Source organism: Nocardia beijingensis NBRC 16342, from assembly GCF_001612785.1.
In the GTDB taxonomy this organism is placed as follows: Bacteria; Actinomycetota; Actinomycetes; order Mycobacteriales; family Mycobacteriaceae; genus Nocardia; species Nocardia beijingensis.
The window spans coordinates 71,796-92,494 of the sequence record NZ_BDBC01000053.1; the positions used below are offsets into that span (position 1 = coordinate 71,796).

A 20,699-nucleotide genomic window follows, 5' to 3' on the forward strand; every position below is an offset into this window, starting at 1 on the left:
GCGCGAGCTCACAGCAGCGTGGACAGCACCAGCCAGGAGACGAACGCCGAGGGGAGCATCGAGTCGAGCCGGTCCATGATGCCACCGTGGCCGGGCAGCAGCGTGCCCATGTCCTTGATGCCGAGTTCCCGCTTGATCTGCGATTCGATCAGATCGCCGCAGGTGGCCACCAGCACCAGGCCGACGCCGAGGACGACGCCGATCATCGAGTTGGCGTCCAGCAGCAAGGTCACCGTGAGCAGGCCGCCGATCACGCTGAACACCAGCGAGCCGCCGAAGCCCTCCCACGACTTCTTGGGACTGATCGACGGCACCATCGGGTGCTTGCCGAACAGCACGCCCGCCACGTAACCGCCGACGTCGGAGCAGACCACCAGGATCATGAAGGTCAGCACCCGCAGGTTGCCGTCCGGTTCGAGCAGCAGCAGCGTGGCGAACGAGGCGAGCAGCGGAATCCAGGCCAGCGTGAACACCGTGATGGCGGTGTCGCGCAAGAAGTTTCGCGGAGCGGTCCGCAAGCCGTGGTCGAACAGCCGCCACACCATGCAGACCAACGTGGTCGCGGCGAACGCGCCCGCAACGCCGCTGGCGCCGTACGGCCAGCCCAGCCAGAACACCGCTTGGCCGCCCGCGATCAGCGGAACCCGAGGCACGAGCACATCCGCCTCGCGCAGCCGCTTGGCGACCTCCCAGGTGGCCACGCCGACTCCGGCCGCCGCGACGCCGATGAACACCTTCGGCACGAACAGCAGGATCGCGATCAGCGAGAGGCCGAGCCCGAAGCCGACCGTCAGCGCTGCGGGCAGATTGCGACCCGCGCGGGAACCACTCGACGCGGGAGCCGGGTGCGGCGCGGGAGGATTCGTGGGGCCTAGCGGTTCATGACCGGAAGCACCAGCATCGTGCGGGTGCTGTCGCATCGCATCGGCTGTCCCGTTCACCGGCGGCTCCTTTGCCGCACCGGTCGCGGCGGCGTTCTCGGCCACGATTGTCCCGTCGCTCAACTCGTCGTTCCGTTCGTCCCCCGCCCGGGTGGGCCTAGGCGCAATCACCGGCGGCACTCACGGTGACCCGGGCCTCCTCCGGGCCCGGTCCCGCGTGCCGACCGATCCGCGTCAGACCTCGAGCAGTTCGGCTTCCTTGTGCTTGACCAGTTCGTCCACCTGGCCGACATACTTGGCGGTCGTCTTGTCGAGTTCCTTCTCGGCACGCCCGACCTCGTCCTCGCCTGCCTCGCCATCTTTCTGGATGCGGGACAGTTCGTCCATCGCCTTGCGACGGACATTGCGGATGGCGACCTTCGCGTCCTCGCCCTTGCCCTTCGCCTGCTTGGCGAGCTCACGGCGGCGCTCCTCGGTCAGCTGCGGCACCGAGATCCGGATGATGTCGCCGTTGTTGGTGGGGTTGACGCCCAGATCCGAATTGCGGATCGCGGTCTCGATCGCCCCGAGCTGGGCCGCCTCGTAGGGCTTGATCACGACCATGCGCGGCTCCGGCACCGTGATGCTGGACATCTGGGTGATCGGGGTCGGCGATCCGTAATAGTCGACCACGACCCGGGAGAACATGCCCGGATTCGCCCGACCGGTACGAATGGTTCCGAGATCGTCCTTCGCCACCGAGACGGCCTTCTCCATCTTCTCCTCGGCGTCGAAGAGCGCTTCTTCAATCACGACCGTTTCCTCCACAGCGTCGTCATGTCATGATCCGCGGTCCGCGAGTATCAGGACCGAACCAGTGTGCCGATCTTCTCACCGGCGACCGCGCGGGCGATATTGCCCTTGGTCAACAAATTGAACACCAGAATCGGCATCTGGTTGTCCATGCACAAGCTGAAGGCGGTCGCGTCCGCGACCTTGAGGTCGCGCTCGATGACCTCTTTGTGGGTGATCTCGGTGTACATGGTCGCGGTCTCGTCGACGCGCGGGTCGGCGGTGAACACCCCGTCGACCGCCTTGGCCATCAACACCACGTCCGCGCCGATCTCCAGTGCGCGCTGCGCTGCGGTGGTGTCGGTGGAGAAGTACGGCATGCCCATGCCGGCTCCGAAGATGACCACGCGGCCCTTCTCCAGGTGCCGCTTGGCGCGCAGCGGAAGGTAGGGCTCGGCGACCTGACCCATGGTGATCGCGGTCTGCACCCGGGTGTCCACGCCCTGCTGCTGCAAGAAGTCTTGCAGCGCAAGGCTGTTCATCACCGTGCCGAGCATGCCCATGTAGTCCGAGCGGGCGCGTTCCATGCCGCGCTCCTCGAGTTCGGCGCCGCGGAAGAAGTTGCCGCCGCCGATCACCACGGCCACCTGGACGCCGGTGCCGACCACCTCGGCGATCTGCTCGGCCACCGTCTGCACGACGTCCGGGTCCAGTCCGACCTTCCCGCCGCCGAACATCTCCCCGCCGAGTTTCAGCAGCACCCGGCGATATCCTGGGCGATCGGTCCCCGGGTCCGTCATGGGTCTCCAGTCTCCTTCGGCGAGGGATTGTCGTTCTTGCGGCGATCTCGTTGCGCACGGCAGGCGCCTGTGACGTAGAGCAAGGCAGAGCGGCACCTATCCTGCCTTATTCGGTTGGAGCGGCAGCAGAAGGCCCCCCGTCAACCGGCGTTCCTTCGGTCGGCGGGGGGCCTGCACGCTGGAGGTGCGGCGAAACTCAGTTCGCGCCGACCTCGAAGCGGGCGAAGCGGGTGACGGTGACACCGGCCTCGTCCAGCAGCGCCTTGACGGTCTTCTTGGAGTCGGTGACCGACGACTGCTCGAGCAGCACGACGTCCTTGAAGAAGCCGTTGACCCGGCCTTCGGTGATCTTCGGCAGCGCGGCTTCCGGCTTGCCCTCCTCGCGAGCGGTCTGCTCGGCGATACGGCGCTCGTTCTCCACGACGTCGGCCGGAACCTCGTCGCGGCTCACGTACTTCGCCTTGAGCGCGGCCACCTGCATGGCGGCGGCGCGGGCGGCCTCGGCCGCGGCGTCGCCCTCACCGGTGTACTCGACCAGCACGCCGACGGCCGGCGGCAGGTCGGAGGCACGCTTGTGCAGGTAGACGGCGACCGGGCCGTCCAGCGAGATGACGCGGCGCAGCTCCAGCTTCTCGCCGATCTTCGCGGCGAGCGCCTGCACGGCCTCGTCGACGGTCTTGCCGCCCAGGTCCAGCGCCTTCAGCGTGTCCAGGTCGCCCGGCTTCGCCGCCGCCGCCGCGGTGACGACCTGCTCGGCCAGCTGCTGGAACTCCGCGTTCTTGGCGACGAAGTCGGTCTCGGAGTTGATCTCGACCATGACGCCGTCCTTGGCGGCGACCAGGCCTTCGGCGGTGGTGCGCTCGGCACGCTTGCCGACGTCCTTGGCGCCCTTGATGCGCAGCAGCTCGACGGCCTTGTCGAAGTCACCGTCGGTCTCGGCCAGCGCGTTCTTGCAGTCCATCATCCCGGAGCCGGTCAGCTCCCGGAGCCGCTTCACATCGGCAGCGGTGTAGTTCGCCATTCTCGGCGAGCCTCCTTCGGAGAAGTGTGAGTGTTGGCAGCGGTGATCACGATGGCACTCGCCCGTGAACGCCGCCGGAACTGTGCCCGACCGCGGCGTTCACGGGCCCCGCGTGGTTGCGCAAGCTACTGCCTCCGGGACCGTTCGCTGACGCCGCGGTGGTGACGAGTCTCAGGCTTCGGCCGACGCTTCGGCCGACGCTTCGGCCGAGGTCTCGGCGGCCTCGGCGCCGGGGGCGGCCTGCGCGAGCAGCTCCTGCTCCCACTCGGCCAGCGGCTCGCCCGCGCCCGCCTCCGGCTTCTCGTCGCCCGAGGACAGACCGGCGCGCGCCTGCACGCCCTCGGCCACCGCGGAGGCGACGACCTTGGTCAGCAGGGCGGCGGAACGGATCGCGTCGTCGTTACCCGGGATCGGGTAGTCGACCAGGTCGGGGTCGCAGTTGGTGTCCAGGATCGCGATGACCGGGATGTTCAGCTTGCGCGCCTCGCCGACGGCGATGTGCTCCTTGTTGGTGTCGACGACCCAGATGGCCGAGGGCACCTTCTGCATGTCGCGGATACCGCCGAGGGTGCGCTCCAGCTTGTTCATCTCACGCGTGAGCATGAGGATTTCCTTCTTGGTGCGACCCTCGAAGCCACCGGTCTGCTCCATGGCCTCGAGCTCCTTGAGGCGCTGCAGACGCTTGTGCACGGTGGAGAAGTTGGTGAGCATGCCGCCCAGCCAGCGCTGGTTGACGTAGGGCATCCCGACGCGAGTCGCCTCGGCCGCGATCGACTCCTGGGCCTGCTTCTTGGTGCCGACGAAGAGGACGGTGCCACCGTGGGCGACGGTCTCCTTGACGAACTCGTAGGCCTTGTCGATGTAGGTCAGCGTCTGCTGCAGGTCGATGATGTAGATGCCGTTGCGGTCGGTGAAGATGAACCGCTTCATCTTCGGGTTCCAGCGCCGGGTCTGGTGTCCGAAGTGCGCGCCGCTGTCGAGCAGCTGCTTCATGGTTACGACAGCCATGGCTCCCGTATCTCTCTTTCGTTGCCGGTTGACGCAGCGAATCGGCGATCCGCTGCCCTGGCGCCACCGAATCGTCGGACCCGACCACGAAGGTGGGGACCAGCCGGCGATTCACTGTTCCGAACACGCTGCCGCGAACCCAATGGTCTCGAGCTCGATTCGAACAGCGCCGCTGGGGACAAGCACGGGTGGCGCGCGAAGTCGGTCCATGCATGCACAGACCGCCCGATCAGTTTACGACCTCCCGGCACCAGATCTAAATCGGTCCCATCGGACGGCTTCGACCAGGCGGAACGGCGGCTTTCCACAGTCGAGCCGGTTATCCCCAGTCCGCACATCGAGCCATCGGCGAGGCCGCGATCGCGGAAGGGTGGAGCCATGAAACCGATCTCCACTACGACCACCTTTCTCGTCCCGCTGTTCTTCGTGCTCGGTTTGGTGACCGCGCCGCCGGTCGGGGCCGACACTCCTACCGCGAAACCCGCGCCGGGGGCGTGCACGGGATCGGCGTGCCTGCCGTCGCTGTCCCACCTGCCGCGGCGCACGCCGCAGCCCTTCCGTCAATCCGGGCGCGGCGGTGACGAGCGGCTCGAAACGGCTTCGGCCTCCGGGAGCGACCTGTGCGCACCGCCCGCGCCCCTCTGCGGCGCGTAGCCGGGTCTTCCGGCCCGGCACGCATGAGCGGCGCGAAGGCCATACGGGGTGGTCGGCGCATTTCCTCGGCGCTGGTGCTCGGCGTCGCCGCGATCGTCGCGGCGACGCCGAGCGCGACAGCCCGTCCCGAAGGACGATTCGACTGGCCGCTGCAACCGCGCCCCGCGGTGGTGCGGCGCTTCGACAAACCCGCGCAGAACTGGCTGCCGGGCCATCGCGGGGTCGATCTGGCCGGTGCCGAGGGCCAGGCCGTGCTCGCGGCGGGGGAAGGGATCGTCGTTTTCGCCGGAACGGTGGCAGGCAAGCCGGTCGTGTCCATCGACCACCCCGGCGGGCTGCGCACGACCTACGAGCCCGTTCGCGCCGAAGTCCCCGTGGGTAGGCGGGTCGGGCGCGGTGCCCGCATCGGCACGCTGGAGTCCGGGCATCCGGGATGCGTGGCGGCCTGTCTGCACTGGGGAGCCCGCATCGAGGGCGGTCGCCGCAACCGTGAGTATCTGGATCCGCTCGGGCTTCTGCGCCTCACTCCCCTGCGGCTCAAACCAGTGCGTCCCGCATCAGGCGCCGGACGATCCTCCGCGCATCGGTCGGCTGCCTCGTCCACCGGCGTGTCGGAGGTGGAAGGTGGCGAGACCGCAGGGGCTGGGGTGAAGATCAGGGCATGGCGGATGGGCTGGAGCCGTTCACGTACTCCGAAGTCGGCGCGACCCGGGGGGTGCTGCCGGAGGGCTATCACGGGCTGCGGCTGCGGCGACGCATCGGGCGGGGGCGCGCGCTGTTCGAGCGGGCGGGCACGGAGATCCTGGCCTACCGCGTGCAGAAGGGCACGGGCATCTTCCGATCCGCCGACACTGCGACGGCCGAGCCCGGCACCGCCATCACCGTGCGGCTCGGCCTCGGCCCGCTCGGGGTCACCGCCCCGTGCCGCGTGGTGTACGTCCTCGACGAACCCGACCGGCGGGGCTTCGCCTACGGGACCCTGCCGGGCCACCCGGCCTCCGGCGAGGAACTGTTCGCCGTCGAGTACGACTCCGCCGACGACACGGTGTACGGGCTGATCGTGGCGTTCTCCCGCCCTGCCACCTGGTACACCCGGCTCGGCGGACCCGTGGTGCGACTGATCCAGCGCTTCGTCGCGGGCCGCTACCTGGCGACGTTGCCCACCTCCGCGTGAAGACGGACGGCAGCTACCGGGCTGTCGTTCGGTGACGGTGCTTCGACGGACTATCCGGCTCCGGACAGGGCAGATTTCCTCAGCACGCTCGGCGGCGGCGCGATTCCGGCCCTGGCTACACGGCACCGGCAGCGTCGCGCAGCCGCCGGTGCCGCCGGACGAGCGACCGGGGTGCGTGCCCGCGCAGTACCGCATCTTGCTAACCGGCTTTCCCGCCCAGGACGGAACGGCGCCGATGGTGCCCCCGGCTGCCCGGTGGCACACAGAGAAAGGCGGCTACGGTGTGACGATCGCGAAGTCGGGGTCAGGGGCGTCGAAGATGTCGGCCAGTTCGGCGAGCTTGGTGACGTCTCCCTCGATGACGATGTCGCCCGCCGCCGCGGCGACGCCGAAGTCTTCGCCGGCCAGCAACACCCGGATCAATGTGGCCTTGCTCAGGGTGAAGGTGGCATCGGCCTCCGGCAGGGCCATGCCGGAGGCGACGTCGAAGTGGGTGAGGCGGCCGTTGCGCATCTCGAGCCGGTGGGTGCGGGCCTGGTCGGTGAGGATCCAGTCCGTCACCAGCCGAAGGTCCCAGGCCTTCGGTCCGTCGACGCGCAGCGCCAACGCGTCGAAGATCTGGTCGGCGGACAGCGCCGCCACCATGGTCGGCGATTCGGTTTTGGTCGGCGTGCCGAACGAGCCGTAGCGCAGCTCGTAGGCTCCGCTGAGATAGAAGTTGCGCCAGGTGGCGTTCTCCGCGCCGTAGCCGAGCTGCTCGAAGGTGCTGGCCTGCAAGTGTTTCGCGGCATCGTTGTCCGGATCGGCGAAGATCACGTAGTTGAGCACCTGTGCCACCCAGCGGTAGTCCCCGGCGTCGTAGCAGGCCCGTGCTTTGCGCAGGATCTCCTCCGCGCCGCCCATGAATTCCACATGCCTGCGGGCGGATTCGACCGGCGGATGCTCCCACAGATGGGCGGGGTTGCCGTCGAACCATCCCATGTAGCGCTGGTAGATGGCCTTCACATTGTGGCTGACCGAGCCGTAGTAGCCGCGGGTATGCCACGCCTGGGCGATGGCGGGAGGGAGGGTGACCAGCTCGGCGATCTCGGCGCCGACGTAGCCCTGGTTCAGCAGGCGGACGGTCTGGTCGTGCAGGTATCCGTACAGATCCCGTTGCTGCGAAAGGAATTCCACCAAGCGGTCGGTGCCCCAGGTCGGCCAGTGGTGCGAGGTGAAGACGACGTCGGAGTCACGGGCGAACAGGTTGATCGCCTCGGTCAGGTATTTCGCCCAGACGTTCGCGTCGCGCACCAGCGCACCGCGCAACGTGAGCACATTGTGCTGGGTGTGGGTCGCGTTCTCCGCCATGCACAACGCGCGGTGGTCGGGAAAATGGAAGTTCATCTCCGCGGGCGCCTCGGTGCCTGGCGTGAGCTGGAAGACCATCCGGATGCCGTCGATCGTCTTCTCCTCGCCGGTGGCGGTGATGTCGACGGTCGGCGGGATCAACGTGACCGTGCCGACCGACGTGGTCTGCCCCAGCCCGGAGCCCACCGCGCCCAGCGGCCCGCGCGGCAGCACGGCGCCGTACATGTACCCCGCGCGGCGCGCCATCGCCGTGCCCGCGTAGATGTTCTCCGCCACCGCGTGTTCCAGGAAGCCCGCGGGCGCCAGCACCGGGCAGCGCCCCGCCTCGACCGCTTCCACAGTGGTGACGCCACCCGCCCCGCCGAAATGGTCGGCGTGCGAATGGGTGTAGATCAGCCCGGTCACCGGGCGGTCGCCACGATGCGCGCGGTAGAGCGCGAGACCGGCCGCCGCGGTCTCCACCGAGATAAGTGGATCGATCACGAGCACTCCGGTATCGCCTTCGACCAGCGTCATATTGGAGATGTCGAAACCGCGGATCTGGTAGATGCCCTCGCAGACTTCGTACAACCCCTGGCGCACCGCGAGACCCGACTGCCGCCACAGGCTCGGATGGACCGAGACCGGGCAGGGCTCACGCAGGAACGAGTAGGAGTCGTTGTCCCACACGACGGTTCCGTCTTCGGAGGTGATCACGCCGGGATCGAGCGCGGCGATGAAGCCGCGATCGGCGTCGGCCGGATCGGTCGTGTCGCCGAACGGCAGTGCGGCGGCCGCACGCTCGTGCTCCGCGACGATGAAACCGCTCGGCTCGCTCGCTGTGCACATTGTCGTCCTCCTGTCGTCTCGGCCAACCTTGCTTGGCCGCCATCCGGTCAGGGCAGCGGTTCGAGGAAACCGGCCGCCGCCGCGGCCAGCGCGACCACGACCACCGCGGCGGCCGTCGCGGCGACAACGCGGCCGCCGTGGGCGTAGCGGCCCCGGCGGAGCTCGCGGTTGCGCAGGTAGCAGGCTCCCGTCAGCGCCGCCATCGCGATCGCACCGCCGATGGGCGCGATCGCGGCCGCGCGCCATCCGCTGCCGAGCGCCTGATGCGTGAACAGAGTGCCGACGACCACCGCCGCCACGGCGGTGCGCCGCCACGCCAGTGCGGTGCGTTCGACGGCGAGATGTGGCGCGCTCACCGCAGCAGCACCGCCACCGCCGCCAGCACCGAGACGATCGCGATGCCCGCCGACAGGATCGGCACCAGCACCGTCTCCGGCAGCGCGTCGCCGCGCCGCATGGCCACGCCGATGCGCCGCCAATGCCCGTAGGCGCCGATGGCGACCACCGCCGCCAAGACCAGGCAACTGAGCGCGATCGCGCGCCGCAATCCCGCGATCCGGAACGACTGGACCAGTGTGTGCACCGCGACGCCGCCGGCCAGCAGTCCCAGCGACGTCCGCATCCAGGCCAGGAAGGTGCGCTCGTTGGCCAGCGTGAAGCGGTAGTCGAGTTCCTCCTCGCCCTCTTCCGGCGCGGGCCCGGGGTTCGGCAGGCTCACGCCGCCTCGGTTCGGGTCGAACGACAGCGGATGTCGGGGAATCCGCGCCGCACGCGGGTTCTCCGCTCGCGCCCGAATGGCAGGCATGCCATTGCGCCGAGCGATGTTCCGAGGCACGGGTGGACGCCGGACTGCACGGTGGTCACGACGCACCACGCTAGTGGGGTTCGGGGAAGCTCGCGGCCCATCATCACCGGCGGCGGGAACGCCTCCGATTCAGGTACGCGGGCTGGAAACGATGTCGGGGCGAGCGCGCCGACCATGAGGTGGTCCGGACGGCCGACCGCACACTCGAGGGTTCCGGAACATTTCAGCAATCGAATGAACCGGGCATGTGATGGACGGCGAATCGCTTGCCGATGGCGTTCACCGTCGCGCGATAACCACAGCTCACCGGCACATATGTCAGCGCAGGTCCGATCGGCGACGATCACGGGCACACTCCATGATTTAGAGCGTTGGCAAACAATCTGCTACGTCAGGCTAACCGCCGCCGAGCCGGACCGTCCACGCGCCTCGCCCGCCCGTGACCGGGTGGTTATGCGGCACGGGCGTCAGATGACGATCGCGTCTTCGAACGTCATCGCCAGTCGCGCGACGGACGAGGACATCAGCGCCCGTCGCGGCAGGCCCAGCGACCGGAGTTCCGCGGCTATCGCATGCTCGCCCAGCGTCAGTTCCGCCCCGCCGAGACGCGCTCGCATGCCGGAAGGCCGCATTTCCCAGCGCGTGCAGCGGGTGACGCCGTCGATGTGCGAGTAGGCGTCGAACGAGGACGCGGCGGCGCGGCCGTTCGGGGTCGCGAACCCGGGCCGCACCGTGAGATCCGCGATGAGCTGTCCGTTCTGGTGCAGCGCGCCGCTGCGCGTCCGGCTGTCGTGATCGACAACGAATTCGGCGAGTTCCTTCGGGAAGCCCCAGATGCCGCGCCCGGCGGCCAAGGTGAAGTCGCCGTCCACCGGCAGCTTGTGGATCAGGACGCCGGCCCGCCCGGTCGCCAGCGCCCGCAGATCACCGGTGCCGGATGCGGCTGCCGCGGTGTGGTGACGCACCATGAACGAGACGCCGAACTCGTTGTACGGACCCAGATCGCCGTCGACGTAGTCGACGAAGACCAGGGTGCACATCGCCCGCCCGCCCGGAAGCCGCAGAATTCGCAGGCCGGAGTAGTCGATGAGGCGTTGCGCGGGCTCGGCGGGCACCAGATAGGTGGCCATGAACGCGTGCGCCAGCCGGATGCGAACCGGCATGCGCACCTCCCGGCCGAGAACGGTGTGAGTGCTCACGTAGACGCCTTTCCGCGCATCGGCGCCGCGTTGCCCCGCGGTATCCTTCCGCCGAATTCCCTATAGAACACGTTCCAATTTATCGGCCCGATACGGTTCCATGGTCGTTTCGGTCATCGAGAACCTGTTTCAGGATCGGCCGGTGTCACGTGCTGGAGAGCCCGCCACCGGCGACTGCGAGCCGGGGCCGGACACGTTGCGCAAGCGGGCTTCCAAGCCGTCGAGAACGCACAGCAGACCGAAGTCGAACGCCATCGCCCGCGCGGCCTCACTATCGGTCGGCACGGTCGCCCGGTAGTCGGCGAGCATCTCGGGATAGTCGCCGGCCACATCCTCCATCACGCGCAGCACGCCGTCGGCGTCGATCTCCATCCCCTTGGACACTTTGTCCCAAGCGATCTCGGGGATCACCTGACCGAGCACGAAACACATCACCGTCCCGCTGGCCAGATAGATGTCCACGCCGTGGAACCCCGCCTGGACGAACGCGCGGCGCAGCCGATCGCTCAAACGCAGCGAGTTGGGGCCGATGCTGGGCAACTGCCCCACCAGCGACGCCATCCACGGATGCTCCCTGATGGACGCGCGCAGGCTGTAGGCGAAGGTGTCCAGCAGTTCACGCCAGGACGCCTGTTCGGGCTCCGGCGTGCGCACCAGACCCCAGAACTCGTCCAGCACCAATTCGAGCAACTCGTCCTTGTTGGAGACGTGCCAGTAGAGACTGGTCGCCCCCGCGCCCAGTTTCGCGCCGAGCTTGCGCATGCTCAGCGATTCCAGCCCCTCGGCGTCGAGGATCTCCACCGCCGCCGCGACGATCTGCTCGCGGCGCAGACCGGACGACTTGGGCTGGCGCGGTTGCTTGGTCCATACCGACGCGAACTGCTTGGTCACAACACGATCTTATATTCGCTCGCACACTGTTCGATATTCTCGTACGCTGTGCGAGTGGAATCGAACATTGTGCGAGACCCCCGGCGCTGGTGGGTCCTGGGGGTCCTCTGTCTGTCCTTGCTGGTGCTGATGCTCGACAGCACCGTGCTGAATCTCGCCATTCCCTCGCTGATCCGCGAGCTGGGCGCGACACCGTCGGATGTCCAGTGGATCCTGGACGCCTACGTGCTGGTCTTCGCCGGGCTGCTGCTCACCGCGGGCAGCCTGTCCGACCGGTTCGGCAGGCGACGAGCGCTGATCACCGGGCTCGCCGTCTTCGGGGTGGCGTCGCTGGCCGCCGTACTGGCGACCGAACCGTGGCAGGTCGTTGCCGCCCGCGTCGCCATGGGCGTCGGCGGGTCGCTGCTGATGCCGTCGACGCTGTCGATCCTGATGACCACCTTCGCCGAGGACGAACGGCGCACGGCGATGGCGGCGTGGTCGACGGTCTCCATGGTCGGCATCGTGGCCGGACCCACCCTGGGCGGCTTCCTCCTCCAGCACTACTGGTGGGGTTCGGTGTTCCTGCTCAACATCCCGGTGGCGGCGCTCGCGATCGTCGCGGCCGTCGTGCTGATGCCGGAGACCACCGGTGAGCAGCGGCCGATCGACCTCGTCGGCGTGGTCCTGTCCGTCGTGGCGCTGAGCGCGACGGTCTACGTGATCATCGAACGGGAATGGAACTTCGGTGTGCTCGCGCTGGCCGCTGTCACGGCGACCGCCTTCGTCGTATGGGAGAGCCGGTCGGCGCATCCGATGCTGCCGTTGGCGGTGTTCCGCAGCCGCGATTTCACCGGCACCTGCTTCACCCTGCTGCTGATGGTCTTCGGCATGGGCGCGGTCATGCTGATGCTCACCCAGTACCTGCAGTTCGTGCTCGGCTACGGCCCGATGAAGGCCGGACTGGCGTTGCTGCCGTACGCCGTGGCCGCCGCGGTGTGCAACGGCCTCGGGGCGACGCTCGGCAAGACGCTGAGCAACAAGACGCTCGTCGTGTCCGGCCTGCTCGTCATGGGTGTGGCGTTCGGCATCCTCGCGATGGGCAGCGGATATCTCTGGGTGCTGGTCAGCATGCTGGTGATGGGTGTCGGCGGCGGCTTGGCGGGTCCGGCGGCCTACGCCGCCATCATGAGCGCGATACCGCTGGAACACGCGGGCGTCGGCTCCGCGATGAACGACACGATCCAGCAAGTCGGCATGGCGATCAGCATCGCCGTCCTCGGTAGCGTGCTGGCCGGTGTGTTCACCTCGAACATGCCCGTCGACGCGCCGGACGCGGCGCGGGAGTCCATCGGCGCGGCCTTCCAGCTCGGCTACATCGAGCCCGCGAAGGACGCCTTCACCGCCGCCATGTCCACCGGCGCGTGGATCAGCGCCGGATTCAGCATCGCCGCCGCCGCGCTCGGTGCGGTCCTGCTGCGCGCAAGGCGTCCGCAGCAGGCCGGACAGCCGGAACCGGCCCCGGTCGCGCACGGCTGATCGTTCCGCGGGGCCGTGCCTGCCAGATGTCCTCATCGGTCCGGCACGGCCCCGAAAGCGCGGTCGGCTCGCGCAGAATAGCGATTCCGATGTCTTCTCGATTCACCCGGGATGAATGATTCCGACCCGGAGGTTGATGGTCTCGCGCGCGCGCTTCGAGAAGAGTTGTGAGTGTGTTCACACTGAGGCCTTCAACCAACGAGGGCTGGTGAAGCAATCAACCACTGGAGACATCATGATCACGAACAAAATGCGTGTAACGGCGGCGGCGGTAGCGCTCGCACCGATCATCGCCCTTGGTTCGGGTTTCGCTTCCGCAGCCCCCGACGTAGCACCGGGGCCGATGCAGGTGGCGGATCATCCGGTACCCGTGCAGGTCGAGCCCGCGACACTGGGCCTGATTTGGCCGCTGGGCATTTTCTGCGCTCCTCTGCTGCTGCTTCCGCCGGTGGTCAACGCGGTTACGGTGGCCATTTGCGCCGCGTGATCGCGTTTCGCCAGAAGCGCATCGAACACGAGAGCGCCTCGGGGCAGCGCGTAGCCCGAGGCGCTTCTCTCGTGCCCATCCAATTCGATTCCGGCCCTTGCCGGACAACGGGCCGGTGAACATCCGGAAATCGGCGGTGACGCGCGGGTGAGTGCGGTTGAATTACCGGATGACCAAGTTCAGGAAATTCGTAGGCGCCGCGGCGGCACTCACCGCCATGACGGCGCCGTTCGGAGCACCTGGGACCGCGCAGGCCGCACCGCCATCCGTGCTGGGTGGCGGCTCCGGGATCGTCGTCGGCGGTCAGAACATCTGCACGCTCACCACGATCGGACGCGACTCCGGCGGCAGGCTGGTCGGATTCACCGCGGCGCATTGCGGTGAGGCGAGTTCCGCCATCGTCCCGGAGAGCGATCGCGACGCAGGTACCGTCGGCACGGTCGTGTACGCCAACAGCGATTTGGACTATTCCGTCATCGAATTCGATCCGGGGAAGGTGACGCCGGTCAACCACGTGGGCGGAACCACCATCACCGGATTGGGTGGCCCTGCCCGCCCACCGGACACCGTCTGCAAGGAAGGCAGGACCACCGGCCGCACCTGCGGGGCCGCTTACGGTGACATGTTCACGGGCGGCAATTCCACCTGGACCCAGACGTGTGTCGTCGAAGGCGACTCGGGAGCTCCGCTCGTCGTGGGGACGACGCTTGTCGGCATGGTCAGCGGCTACTTGGCGGTGCCCTGCCTGGGGCCGGAGCTCGGCACGGATTTCACCGCGGTCGTCGCCGACGTGAACGCACGCGGCGGCGCCGGGTCCGGTTTCCAGCCGATTTGACCGGATTTCCTCCGCTCTTCCGCCGGAGCCTTACCTCTCCTGGTCGGCGACTATGCCGAATTCGATAGCGCGTTCGACCAGAAACAGCCTCTTCTGGTTGGGAGGTAAGGCTTCCACCTGGAATATTCGGAACAGCGCCCGCATATGTGTCTTGACCGTGGACAGGCTCAGACACAAATCGTCCGCGATCTGCCGGTTGGACGCGGGATACGAATACGCGTCGCGCGCGTCGTAGGGACGGCACAGCGCCTCCAGAACCACATACTGGGCCGGCGTCAGCGAACTACGGGTCGGCAGCGGCGAATGGGCGAGAGTCATTTCTCCGTCGACGGACTCGTCCGCCCGGAAGACGAATACCGATCGACCGACGCGAATAGTGTCGCCGGAGCCGAGTTTCCGCCGCCCGCCCACGCGTTCGCCATTGACGAATGTCCCGTTCTTGGACAATCCGTCGTCGACGATGACCCAGCATCCGCCCACCCGCTCGAGAATGGCGTGCAGCCGGGAAACGGTGGGATCGGAATTGACGATGATGTCGGCCGCGACGGACCGCCCGATCGTCATTCTGGACGCGCCGCCGTCGAGGGAGATCTCACGCGCCCCGTTCGATGCCGCGGGCTGAGGCGATGCGGAAGCAGTGGCCGAGCGCCGCCACGCGGACTGCCCCACCAATGGGTACAGTTCGCGACGCAGAGCCTGTGGTCCGCTGGAGGTAGACATCGCTCGTCTTCCCACTCGAAGTAGGCCGTGGAACTGCGGGCACTGATTCGCTAACTCAAGGGTGCGCTTTCTCGGCGCCGATCACATGCGTATTCGATTAGTTCGCTGTCCGAGCGAGGCAGTACCGGACCGCAGCGCAGGACAAAAGGCGAAAAACCAACCGAACGGTCTGGATAAGACTGCCTCCAAGCGTGGCCAGTCAGAATGGTCCGGGTGAGCGTCATCATCCGGCCGCGCACCGACAGCGACCTCGCCGCCTGCGCCGCCGCCCTGCGACAGGTCCACGACAACGATCGGTACCCGGACGCCTGGCCCACGGACCCGGCGGGCTGGCTGTCACCGCCCAAACTCCTCGCGGCCGTCGTCGCCGAGCGCGACGGGACCGTGGTCGGACACGCCGCGCTCGGCGCGAGCGGGAGCATGCCGGAGGTCGTGCGTGCGTCGGCCGGCGCGGAGACTGTCGTCTCGGTGATCCGGTTGTATGTCGTCCCGGAGGCGCGCCGGGCAGGGGTGGGTTCGCTGTTGCTCGCCGAGGCCGTGCGCATGGCCACGAGCCGGGGGCAGCGTGCCGTGCTCACGGTGACCTCCGGCAGTCCGGCGGCGATAGCCATGTACGAGAGGCACGGTTGGCGGCAGGTGCACAGTGGGCCGGGCGGCTGGCGGACCACGGACGGGCGAGAGGCTTGGATGCACTACTACGTCAGTCCGTGAGCGGACGGGTTGCACAATGTCGGCCCACGTGCCCCCGGCGGACGCCGTCGTGTTGGTGTCCTCCGCTTCGGTGGAACCGGTGACCGTACGCTTCGTACGTTGTCCCACGACGTCGCGAGGGACGCATTATGGACGCGGCGCACTCGATCGAGGCCGCACCGCCGCTGCGGGACACCTTCCCGCCCTGGCGGTCGCCGAGAGCTGGTCAGGCGCGGGGGTGGGCTTGGTCGTGCACCTTCTTGAGCCGGTCGATGGAGACGTGGGTGTAGAGCTGCGTGGTGGCCATGCTCGCGTGCCCGAGCAGTTCCTGAACCACACGCAGGTCGGCGCCGCCCTCGAGCAGGTGGGTCGCCGCGGTGTGCCGCAGACCGTGCGGGCCGACGTCCGGCGCACCGGGGATGGCCGAGACCACCTCGTGCACGACCGTTCTGGCCTGACGCTGGTCCAACCGCCTGCCGCGGCGGCCGAGCAGCAGGGCTCGACCGGACTCAGCGGTGGCGAAGGCGGGGCGTCCGTAGCGCAGCCAGTTGCCGACAGCCTCGTCCGCGGGCGCGCCGAACGGCGCCGAACGCTCCTTGCTGCCTTTGCCCAGCACACGCACCACGCGCCGCTCGCGGTCCACGTCCTCGATGTCCAGCCCGCACAACTCACTGACCCTGATGCCGGTGGCGTACAGCAATTCCACGATCGCCCGGTCGCGCAATGCCATCGGATCACGCTGCGCCGCACCGGATTCCGCCGCATCCATGGCGCCGAGCGCCTGCTGCCGCCCGAGCACGGCGGGCAGCACACGATGCGCCTTCGGCGACCCGAGCCGCAGCCCGGGATCGACCGGAAGCCGACCGGTCCGCGTGAGCCAAGCGGTGAACGTGCGCGCCGAGGACGCCCGCCGTGCCACGGTGGTTCGCGCCGCGCCCGCGGCGGCTTGCCTGGCCAGCCACGAACGCAGCAACATCAGGTCCAGCTCGCGGATCGCCGAATCCGCCGACCGGGTGTACAGATGCTCCAGCAAGGATCGTGCGTCCCCCAGATACGCACGCACCGTGTGCTCCGAGCGGTTGCGCCCGAGCCGCAGATGTCTGCCGTACTCGGCCAGCAGCGCTTCCAGATCGTCGGGCAATTCCGCCATGCCTCCACCGTCCCCACCCGCGGTCCGAATGGCAAGCGACCGCGCCGGACACGTTCATCGGCGTCGTGCCGTTCGGTGCCAACCGCTTTCGTCGCTGGCCACCAGACCGGCCAGTTCCAGAGCGGACAAGGTCGCACGAACCACCGGAAGCGGCAAGCCGCACTGCCGGGACACCTCCAGCGGCAGTCGTGAGCCGATTCTCGGCAGCGCTTCGAAGACCAACGCCTCGTCTCCGGTCAGCTGATCCTCCTTGCCATTCGAGGCCGCCGCTTCGGGAATGGACAACCGCAGCGGCCCCGCCTCGTCGACGACTTCTTCGGCCCGGGTCACCAGCAGGGCTTCGCCGTCGCGGATCATGCGATGACAGCCCACCGAAGCGGCAGAGGTCACCGAGCCCGGCACGGCCAAGGCGGGGCGGCCCATGCGGCGAGCCCATTTGACGGTGTTACGCGCGCCGCTGCGCAGCCCCGCCTCGACGACGAGCACGCCGTCGGCAAGAGCGGCGATCAAGCGGTTCCTGGCCAGGAATTGATGCTTCTGCGCGGCGACACCGGGCGGGTATTCGCTGACCACCACACCGGATTCGGCGATATCGGCCAGCAGGCGTTCGTGCTGCGCCGGGTAAGGCCGGTCGATGCCGCAGGCCAGCACGGCGATCGTGCGCCCATCCACCGCCAGCGCCGCCCGGTGTGCCATGCCGTCGATACCGAACGCGGCTCCGGACACGATGGTCCAGCCCTGCGCGGCGAGGTCGCCCGCGATCTCCGCCGTGACCCGGTTGCCGTAGCCGGTGCTGCACCGCGCCCCGACCACCGCGACCGCGCGTTCACTGGACTCGAGCAGGGAGCGCGGGCCACGCGCCCACAGCACCAGCGGTACGGCGCCGTCGCGATCCTTGCCCGGCTCGAGCTGGGCGAGGCCGAGCATGCGCCAGGCAGGCCACTCCGGGTCGTCCGGCGTCACCACGCGCCCGCCGATCCGCTCGACGAGCTCGAGATCCCGCGCCGCGACGTCGATGGCGCGCCGCTGCTGAGTCGGCCCGCGAAGCGGCTCCGGAAGCACGCACTCCCGCACGGCACGTGCCGCTTCGACCACCCCCACCGACTCGATGAGCGCCGACAGCGGCGCACACGGCCCCTGCACCACCCGCGACAGGTACACCCACGCGAGCCGCCGCTCGTCGTATTCACGAGACGACGATCCCGTCCCGCTCACGGGCACGCCGACCACCGCGGGCGCATCCGTTGCCATCGGCACGCGGACCGCCACTGGCGTGTCGACAAACGCGGCCGCGTTCGCCGTAGCCGACACGTCCGCGACCAGACGGAAATCCGCGCCCACAGGCACGTCTCCGACTCCCGGCACCCCCACCGACGCAGGCACCCCCACAACCGCAGCCACATCTGTGCCCGCGAGGACACGATCCACCACGGAGCCATCAGCGACCCCAGGCCGATCGGCGACCGCAGCCACGTCCCCGACTCCCGGCACCCCCACCGACGCAGGCACCCCGACAACCGCAGCCACATCTGTGCCCGCGAGGACACGATCCACCACGGAGCCGTCGGCGACCGCAGGCAGATCAGCGACCGCGGGCACGTCTCCGACTCCCGACGCCCCCACCGACGCAGGCACCCCCACGACCGCAGCCACATCTGTGCCCGCGAGGACACGATCCACCGCGGAGCCGTCGGCGACCCCGGGCCGATCGGCGACCGCAGCCACCTCTGCCACCGGAGGCACGTCCGCGGCTTCGGACACGCTCCCGGCGTCAGGGATGTCGACTCTCGCCGCCAGGTCCACGGCCCCGGATTTCCCGCTGACTGCGGGCGGGTCCGCTACTGCGGAAACGTCCCCCACAGCAGGCACGTCGAGTACTGCGGGCGCGTCGACGACCGCGGGCGCGTCGCCCGCACCAGGTACATCCTCGACGGCGGGTCGGTCGACGCCCATAGGCAGGTCGGCTCCAGCCTGTGCCGGTGGCACCGGCCCGCTCATTGCGCACCCCGCTGACGAAAGTTCAACGCGGACAGCACGTCCTGCGCCGAGGGCAGCTCCCCGCCGCGCAGATCGCAGATGGTCCAGGCGACTCGGATGGCTCGATCGGCGCCGCGCGCGGACATGCGACCGAGACGCAATGCGGCCTCGACGGGAGCGAGCGATTCGCGCGGCAAGCGGAAGCGCTGACGCAAGATGTGGCCGGGGACTTCGGCATTGGTGAGCCATCCGTATTCGCGCCAGCGTGCGGCGGCGGCGCGACGTGCCACGGCGACGCGGCCGCGGACCACCTCGCTGCTCTCGGCCGCGTCGGTGCTGAACGCCGCGCCGGACTGCCCGTGCATCCGCACCCAGATATCGATCCGGTCCATCAGCGGCCCGGACAATTTGCCGAGATAGCGGCGGCGGGCCAGTGGCGCGCAGATGCAGTCGACATCGCGTGCCGGAGCGCACGGGCACGGGTTGGCCGCCAGGACCAGCTGGAAGCGGGCCGGATACCGCGCGACACCGTCGCGCCGGGCGATGCGCACCTCCCCTTCCTCCAGCGGCGTCCGCATCGCCTCCAGCACCTTCGTGCCGAGTTCGGCGCATTCGTCGAGGAACAGGACGCCGCGGTGGGCCCGGCTGACCGCGCCCGGCCTCGCGGTCCCCGAACCGCCGCCGATCATCGCGGTCACCGAGGTGGAGTGGTGCGGGGCGACGAACGGCGGCGCGGTGATCAACGGGTGCTCACCGGCGAGCGTGCCCGCCATGGAATGGATGGCGGTGACCTCCAGCGCCTCTGCCTCCGTGAGCGGGGGCAGCAGCCCGGGAAGACGTTGGGCCAGCATGGTCTTACCGATGCCGGGCGGCCCCGTGAGCAGCAGATGATGCCCGCCGGCCGCGGCCACCTCCAAGGCCCAGCGGGCTTCTTCCTGCCCGACCACCTCGCTCAGATCGCCGACCTGCCGCACCATGTCCGGCAGGTCGCCGTCCGGCTCGTCGAGTGCGCCTTCCCCGCGCAACCAGGCCACCACTGCGCGCAGGCTGCGCGCACCGAGGACATCGATGCCTTCGACCAGACCGGCCTCGGCCAGAGTCACCGCGGGCACCACAACGGTGGACCAGCCTGCCTTGCGCGCGGCGAGCACCGCGGGCAGGATGCCGCGCACCCGCCGCACCCGTCCGTCCAGCGCGAGTTCGCCGAGCAGCACCGTCTTCGCGAGCCGTTCTGATGGCACCGAGCCGGACGCGTCCAGTACCGCGACGGCGAGCGCCAGGTCGTACACGCTGCCCAGCTTCGGCAGCGTCGCGGGCGACAGCGCGAGAACCACCCGGCCGTCGGGCCACTTCTCCCCCGAGTTCGCCACCGCGGAGCGGACCCGGTCGCGGGACTCCTGCAACGCGGTGTCGGGGAGCCCGACCAGATGGACCGATGGCAGGCCCTGGCCGATATCGGCCTCGATCTCGACGAGCAGACCGTCCACGCCGGTGACCGCGACCGAATGCGCTCGCCCGAGGGCCATTCAGAACACCGCCTCGAGATGGTCGATGACCGGTGTGCGACCCCGCGCCACCAGCACCGACACCACGTCGAAACGGATGCGCCGCCACGGCCCGTCCTGCTCGGCCAGCCAGAGCAGGGCCAGCCGCCTGATCCGCTGCCGCTTGGCGAAGGTGACCGACTCCGCAGGGGTGCCGTAGCCCAATCCGGACCGGGTCTTGACCTCGACGAACGCGGTCACATCCCCGTCTTCGACGATCAGATCGAGTTCGCCGTACCGGCACCGCCAATTCCTGGCGACGATTTCCATCCCCGCGGCGCGCAGGAAGTCCGCCGCCAGTTCCTCCCCGTGCGCGCCGAGCGCCTGTTTGTCTGTCACCCGGCCAGCGTGCGCCAGGAGCCGAGCAGGTCAGCGCCGCCGACCTGGGCAAACGGA

The 20,699-nt window shown here is 68.9% G+C and carries 21 protein-coding genes and 1 pseudogene; 7 read left to right on the forward strand and 15 right to left on the reverse strand.

Going from position 1 to position 20,699, the window contains the following annotated elements; all coding sequences use genetic code 11:
* Positions 1–8 precede the first annotated feature (8 nt).
* The 5 genes from NB3_RS26380 to rpsB all read right to left on the reverse strand — a co-directional run bounded on the left by NB3_RS26380 (position 9) and on the right by rpsB (position 4,481).
* Positions 9–920 (reverse strand): phosphatidate cytidylyltransferase, encoded by a 912-nt coding sequence (locus NB3_RS26380; protein WP_067808842.1) that lies wholly within the window; start codon positions 918–920, stop codon positions 9–11.
* A 195-nt stretch (positions 921–1,115) separates the two neighbouring features.
* Positions 1,116–1,673, reverse strand: coding sequence for a ribosome recycling factor (frr, locus tag NB3_RS26385; RefSeq protein ID WP_039799509.1), 558 nt, complete (start codon positions 1,671–1,673; stop codon positions 1,116–1,118).
* 50 nt (positions 1,674–1,723) lie between these two features.
* On the reverse strand, positions 1,724–2,452 hold the full coding sequence (pyrH, locus tag NB3_RS26390) for a UMP kinase (RefSeq protein ID WP_067808749.1): 729 nt from the start codon (positions 2,450–2,452) through the stop codon (positions 1,724–1,726).
* Between the two features lie 196 nt (positions 2,453–2,648).
* Positions 2,649–3,473, reverse strand: a complete 825-nt coding sequence (gene tsf / locus NB3_RS26395) for a translation elongation factor Ts (protein WP_067808751.1) — start codon at positions 3,471–3,473, stop codon at positions 2,649–2,651.
* Between the two features lie 171 nt (positions 3,474–3,644).
* Positions 3,645–4,481 (reverse strand): 30S ribosomal protein S2, encoded by an 837-nt coding sequence (rpsB, locus tag NB3_RS26400; RefSeq protein ID WP_067808753.1) that lies wholly within the window; start codon positions 4,479–4,481, stop codon positions 3,645–3,647.
* Between the two features lie 378 nt (positions 4,482–4,859).
* On the opposite strand from rpsB, the gene NB3_RS26405 reads away from it, so the two are divergent.
* The 3 genes and pseudogenes from NB3_RS26405 (at position 4,860) to NB3_RS26410 (ending at position 6,309) form a co-directional block, all read left to right on the forward strand.
* Complete coding sequence (locus NB3_RS26405; protein ID WP_067808755.1) at positions 4,860–5,135, forward strand: hypothetical protein; 276 nt, start codon at positions 4,860–4,862, stop codon at positions 5,133–5,135.
* Positions 5,136–5,158: 23 nt separating this feature from the next.
* Positions 5,159–5,786 (forward strand): annotated as a pseudogene (locus NB3_RS34520) (M23 family metallopeptidase).
* Positions 5,787–5,796: 10 nt separating this feature from the next.
* Complete coding sequence (locus NB3_RS26410; RefSeq protein WP_067808758.1) at positions 5,797–6,309, forward strand: DUF1990 domain-containing protein; 513 nt, start codon at positions 5,797–5,799, stop codon at positions 6,307–6,309.
* Positions 6,310–6,585: 276 nt separating this feature from the next.
* Here NB3_RS26410 and NB3_RS26415 read toward each other — a convergent pair whose 3' ends face one another.
* The 5 genes from NB3_RS26415 to NB3_RS26435 form a co-directional block, all read right to left on the reverse strand.
* The gene (locus NB3_RS26415) at positions 6,586–8,487 is read right to left on the reverse strand and encodes an alkyl/aryl-sulfatase (protein ID WP_067808760.1); all 1,902 of its coding nucleotides are present in this window, start codon (positions 8,485–8,487) and stop codon (positions 6,586–6,588) included.
* Positions 8,488–8,534: 47 nt separating this feature from the next.
* On the reverse strand, positions 8,535–8,843 hold the full coding sequence (locus tag NB3_RS26420) for a DUF202 domain-containing protein (RefSeq protein ID WP_067808762.1): 309 nt from the start codon (positions 8,841–8,843) through the stop codon (positions 8,535–8,537).
* Positions 8,840–9,205: a YidH family protein gene (locus tag NB3_RS26425; RefSeq protein WP_067808763.1), complete on the reverse strand. Its 366-nt coding sequence runs from the start codon at positions 9,203–9,205 to the stop codon at positions 8,840–8,842. Before NB3_RS26425 ends, NB3_RS26420 begins: the two co-directional genes overlap by 4 nt.
* Positions 9,206–9,759: 554 nt before the next feature.
* On the reverse strand, positions 9,760–10,491 hold the full coding sequence (locus tag NB3_RS26430) for an acetoacetate decarboxylase family protein (protein ID WP_067808766.1): 732 nt from the start codon (positions 10,489–10,491) through the stop codon (positions 9,760–9,762).
* Positions 10,492–10,620: 129 nt separating this feature from the next.
* Complete coding sequence (locus tag NB3_RS26435) at positions 10,621–11,382, reverse strand: TetR/AcrR family transcriptional regulator (protein WP_067808768.1); 762 nt, start codon at positions 11,380–11,382, stop codon at positions 10,621–10,623.
* A 54-nt stretch (positions 11,383–11,436) separates the two neighbouring features.
* On the opposite strand from NB3_RS26435, the gene NB3_RS26440 reads away from it, so the two are divergent.
* The 3 genes from NB3_RS26440 to NB3_RS26445 all read left to right on the forward strand — a co-directional run bounded on the left by NB3_RS26440 (position 11,437) and on the right by NB3_RS26445 (position 14,222).
* Positions 11,437–12,900, forward strand: a complete 1,464-nt coding sequence (locus NB3_RS26440; protein WP_067808770.1) for an MFS transporter — start codon at positions 11,437–11,439, stop codon at positions 12,898–12,900.
* 208 nt (positions 12,901–13,108) lie between these two features.
* Positions 13,109–13,387 carry a hypothetical protein gene (locus tag NB3_RS35285; protein ID WP_157112014.1) on the forward strand — a complete coding sequence of 93 codons (279 nt, stop codon included), beginning with the start codon at positions 13,109–13,111 and terminating at the stop codon, positions 13,385–13,387.
* A 169-nt stretch (positions 13,388–13,556) separates the two neighbouring features.
* Positions 13,557–14,222, forward strand: a complete 666-nt coding sequence (locus tag NB3_RS26445) for a chymotrypsin family serine protease (RefSeq protein WP_371855941.1) — start codon at positions 13,557–13,559, stop codon at positions 14,220–14,222.
* 30 nt (positions 14,223–14,252) lie between these two features.
* Here the strand turns inward: NB3_RS26445 and NB3_RS26450 are convergent, their stop codons facing one another.
* Positions 14,253–14,786, reverse strand: coding sequence for an FHA domain-containing protein (locus NB3_RS26450; RefSeq protein ID WP_244892094.1), 534 nt, complete (start codon positions 14,784–14,786; stop codon positions 14,253–14,255).
* Positions 14,787–15,155: 369 nt separating this feature from the next.
* Here NB3_RS26450 and NB3_RS26455 point away from each other — a divergent pair, with 369 nt between their 5' ends.
* Positions 15,156–15,653 (forward strand): GNAT family N-acetyltransferase, encoded by a 498-nt coding sequence (locus NB3_RS26455; RefSeq protein ID WP_169810751.1) that lies wholly within the window; start codon positions 15,156–15,158, stop codon positions 15,651–15,653.
* 205 nt (positions 15,654–15,858) lie between these two features.
* On the opposite strand, the gene NB3_RS26460 is transcribed toward NB3_RS26455, so the two are convergent.
* The 4 genes from NB3_RS26460 to NB3_RS26475 all read right to left on the reverse strand — a co-directional run bounded on the left by NB3_RS26460 (position 15,859) and on the right by NB3_RS26475 (position 20,642).
* On the reverse strand, positions 15,859–16,782 hold the full coding sequence (locus tag NB3_RS26460) for a tyrosine-type recombinase/integrase (protein ID WP_067808774.1): 924 nt from the start codon (positions 16,780–16,782) through the stop codon (positions 15,859–15,861).
* Positions 16,783–16,836: 54 nt separating this feature from the next.
* On the reverse strand, positions 16,837–18,033 hold the full coding sequence (dprA, locus tag NB3_RS26465; protein ID WP_084823696.1) for a DNA-processing protein DprA: 1,197 nt from the start codon (positions 18,031–18,033) through the stop codon (positions 16,837–16,839).
* Between the two features lie 743 nt (positions 18,034–18,776).
* Positions 18,777–20,285, reverse strand: a complete 1,509-nt coding sequence (locus NB3_RS26470; RefSeq protein ID WP_067808776.1) for a YifB family Mg chelatase-like AAA ATPase — start codon at positions 20,283–20,285, stop codon at positions 18,777–18,779.
* The gene (locus tag NB3_RS26475) at positions 20,286–20,642 is read right to left on the reverse strand and encodes a YraN family protein (protein ID WP_067808778.1); all 357 of its coding nucleotides are present in this window, start codon (positions 20,640–20,642) and stop codon (positions 20,286–20,288) included.
* Positions 20,643–20,699: the final 57 nt, after the last annotated feature.

What these genes read in the sequence shown, in the direction of transcription:
- NB3_RS26380 (WP_067808842.1), bottom strand. Translation starts at nt 920, where the DNA reads ATGCGACAGCACCCGCACGATGCTGGTGCTTCCGGTCATGAACCGCTA.
- pyrH (WP_067808749.1), bottom strand. Translation starts at nt 2,452, where the DNA reads ATGACGGACCCGGGGACCGATCGCCCAGGATATCGCCGGGTGCTGCTG.
- tsf (WP_067808751.1), bottom strand. Translation starts at nt 3,473, where the DNA reads ATGGCGAACTACACCGCTGCCGATGTGAAGCGGCTCCGGGAGCTGACC.
- rpsB (WP_067808753.1), bottom strand. Translation starts at nt 4,481, where the DNA reads ATGGCTGTCGTAACCATGAAGCAGCTGCTCGACAGCGGCGCGCACTTC.
- NB3_RS26405 (WP_067808755.1), top strand. Translation starts at nt 4,860, where the DNA reads ATGAAACCGATCTCCACTACGACCACCTTTCTCGTCCCGCTGTTCTTC.
- NB3_RS26410 (WP_067808758.1), top strand. Translation starts at nt 5,797, where the DNA reads ATGGCGGATGGGCTGGAGCCGTTCACGTACTCCGAAGTCGGCGCGACC.
- NB3_RS26415 (WP_067808760.1), bottom strand. Translation starts at nt 8,487, where the DNA reads ATGTGCACAGCGAGCGAGCCGAGCGGTTTCATCGTCGCGGAGCACGAG.
- NB3_RS26445 (WP_371855941.1), top strand. Translation starts at nt 13,557, where the DNA reads ATGACCAAGTTCAGGAAATTCGTAGGCGCCGCGGCGGCACTCACCGCC.
- NB3_RS26450 (WP_244892094.1), bottom strand. Translation starts at nt 14,786, where the DNA reads ATGACGATCGGGCGGTCCGTCGCGGCCGACATCATCGTCAATTCCGAT.
- NB3_RS26460 (WP_067808774.1), bottom strand. Translation starts at nt 16,782, where the DNA reads ATGGCGGAATTGCCCGACGATCTGGAAGCGCTGCTGGCCGAGTACGGC.
- dprA (WP_084823696.1), bottom strand. Translation starts at nt 18,033, where the DNA reads ATGGCAACGGATGCGCCCGCGGTGGTCGGCGTGCCCGTGAGCGGGACG.
- NB3_RS26470 (WP_067808776.1), bottom strand. Translation starts at nt 20,285, where the DNA reads ATGGCCCTCGGGCGAGCGCATTCGGTCGCGGTCACCGGCGTGGACGGT.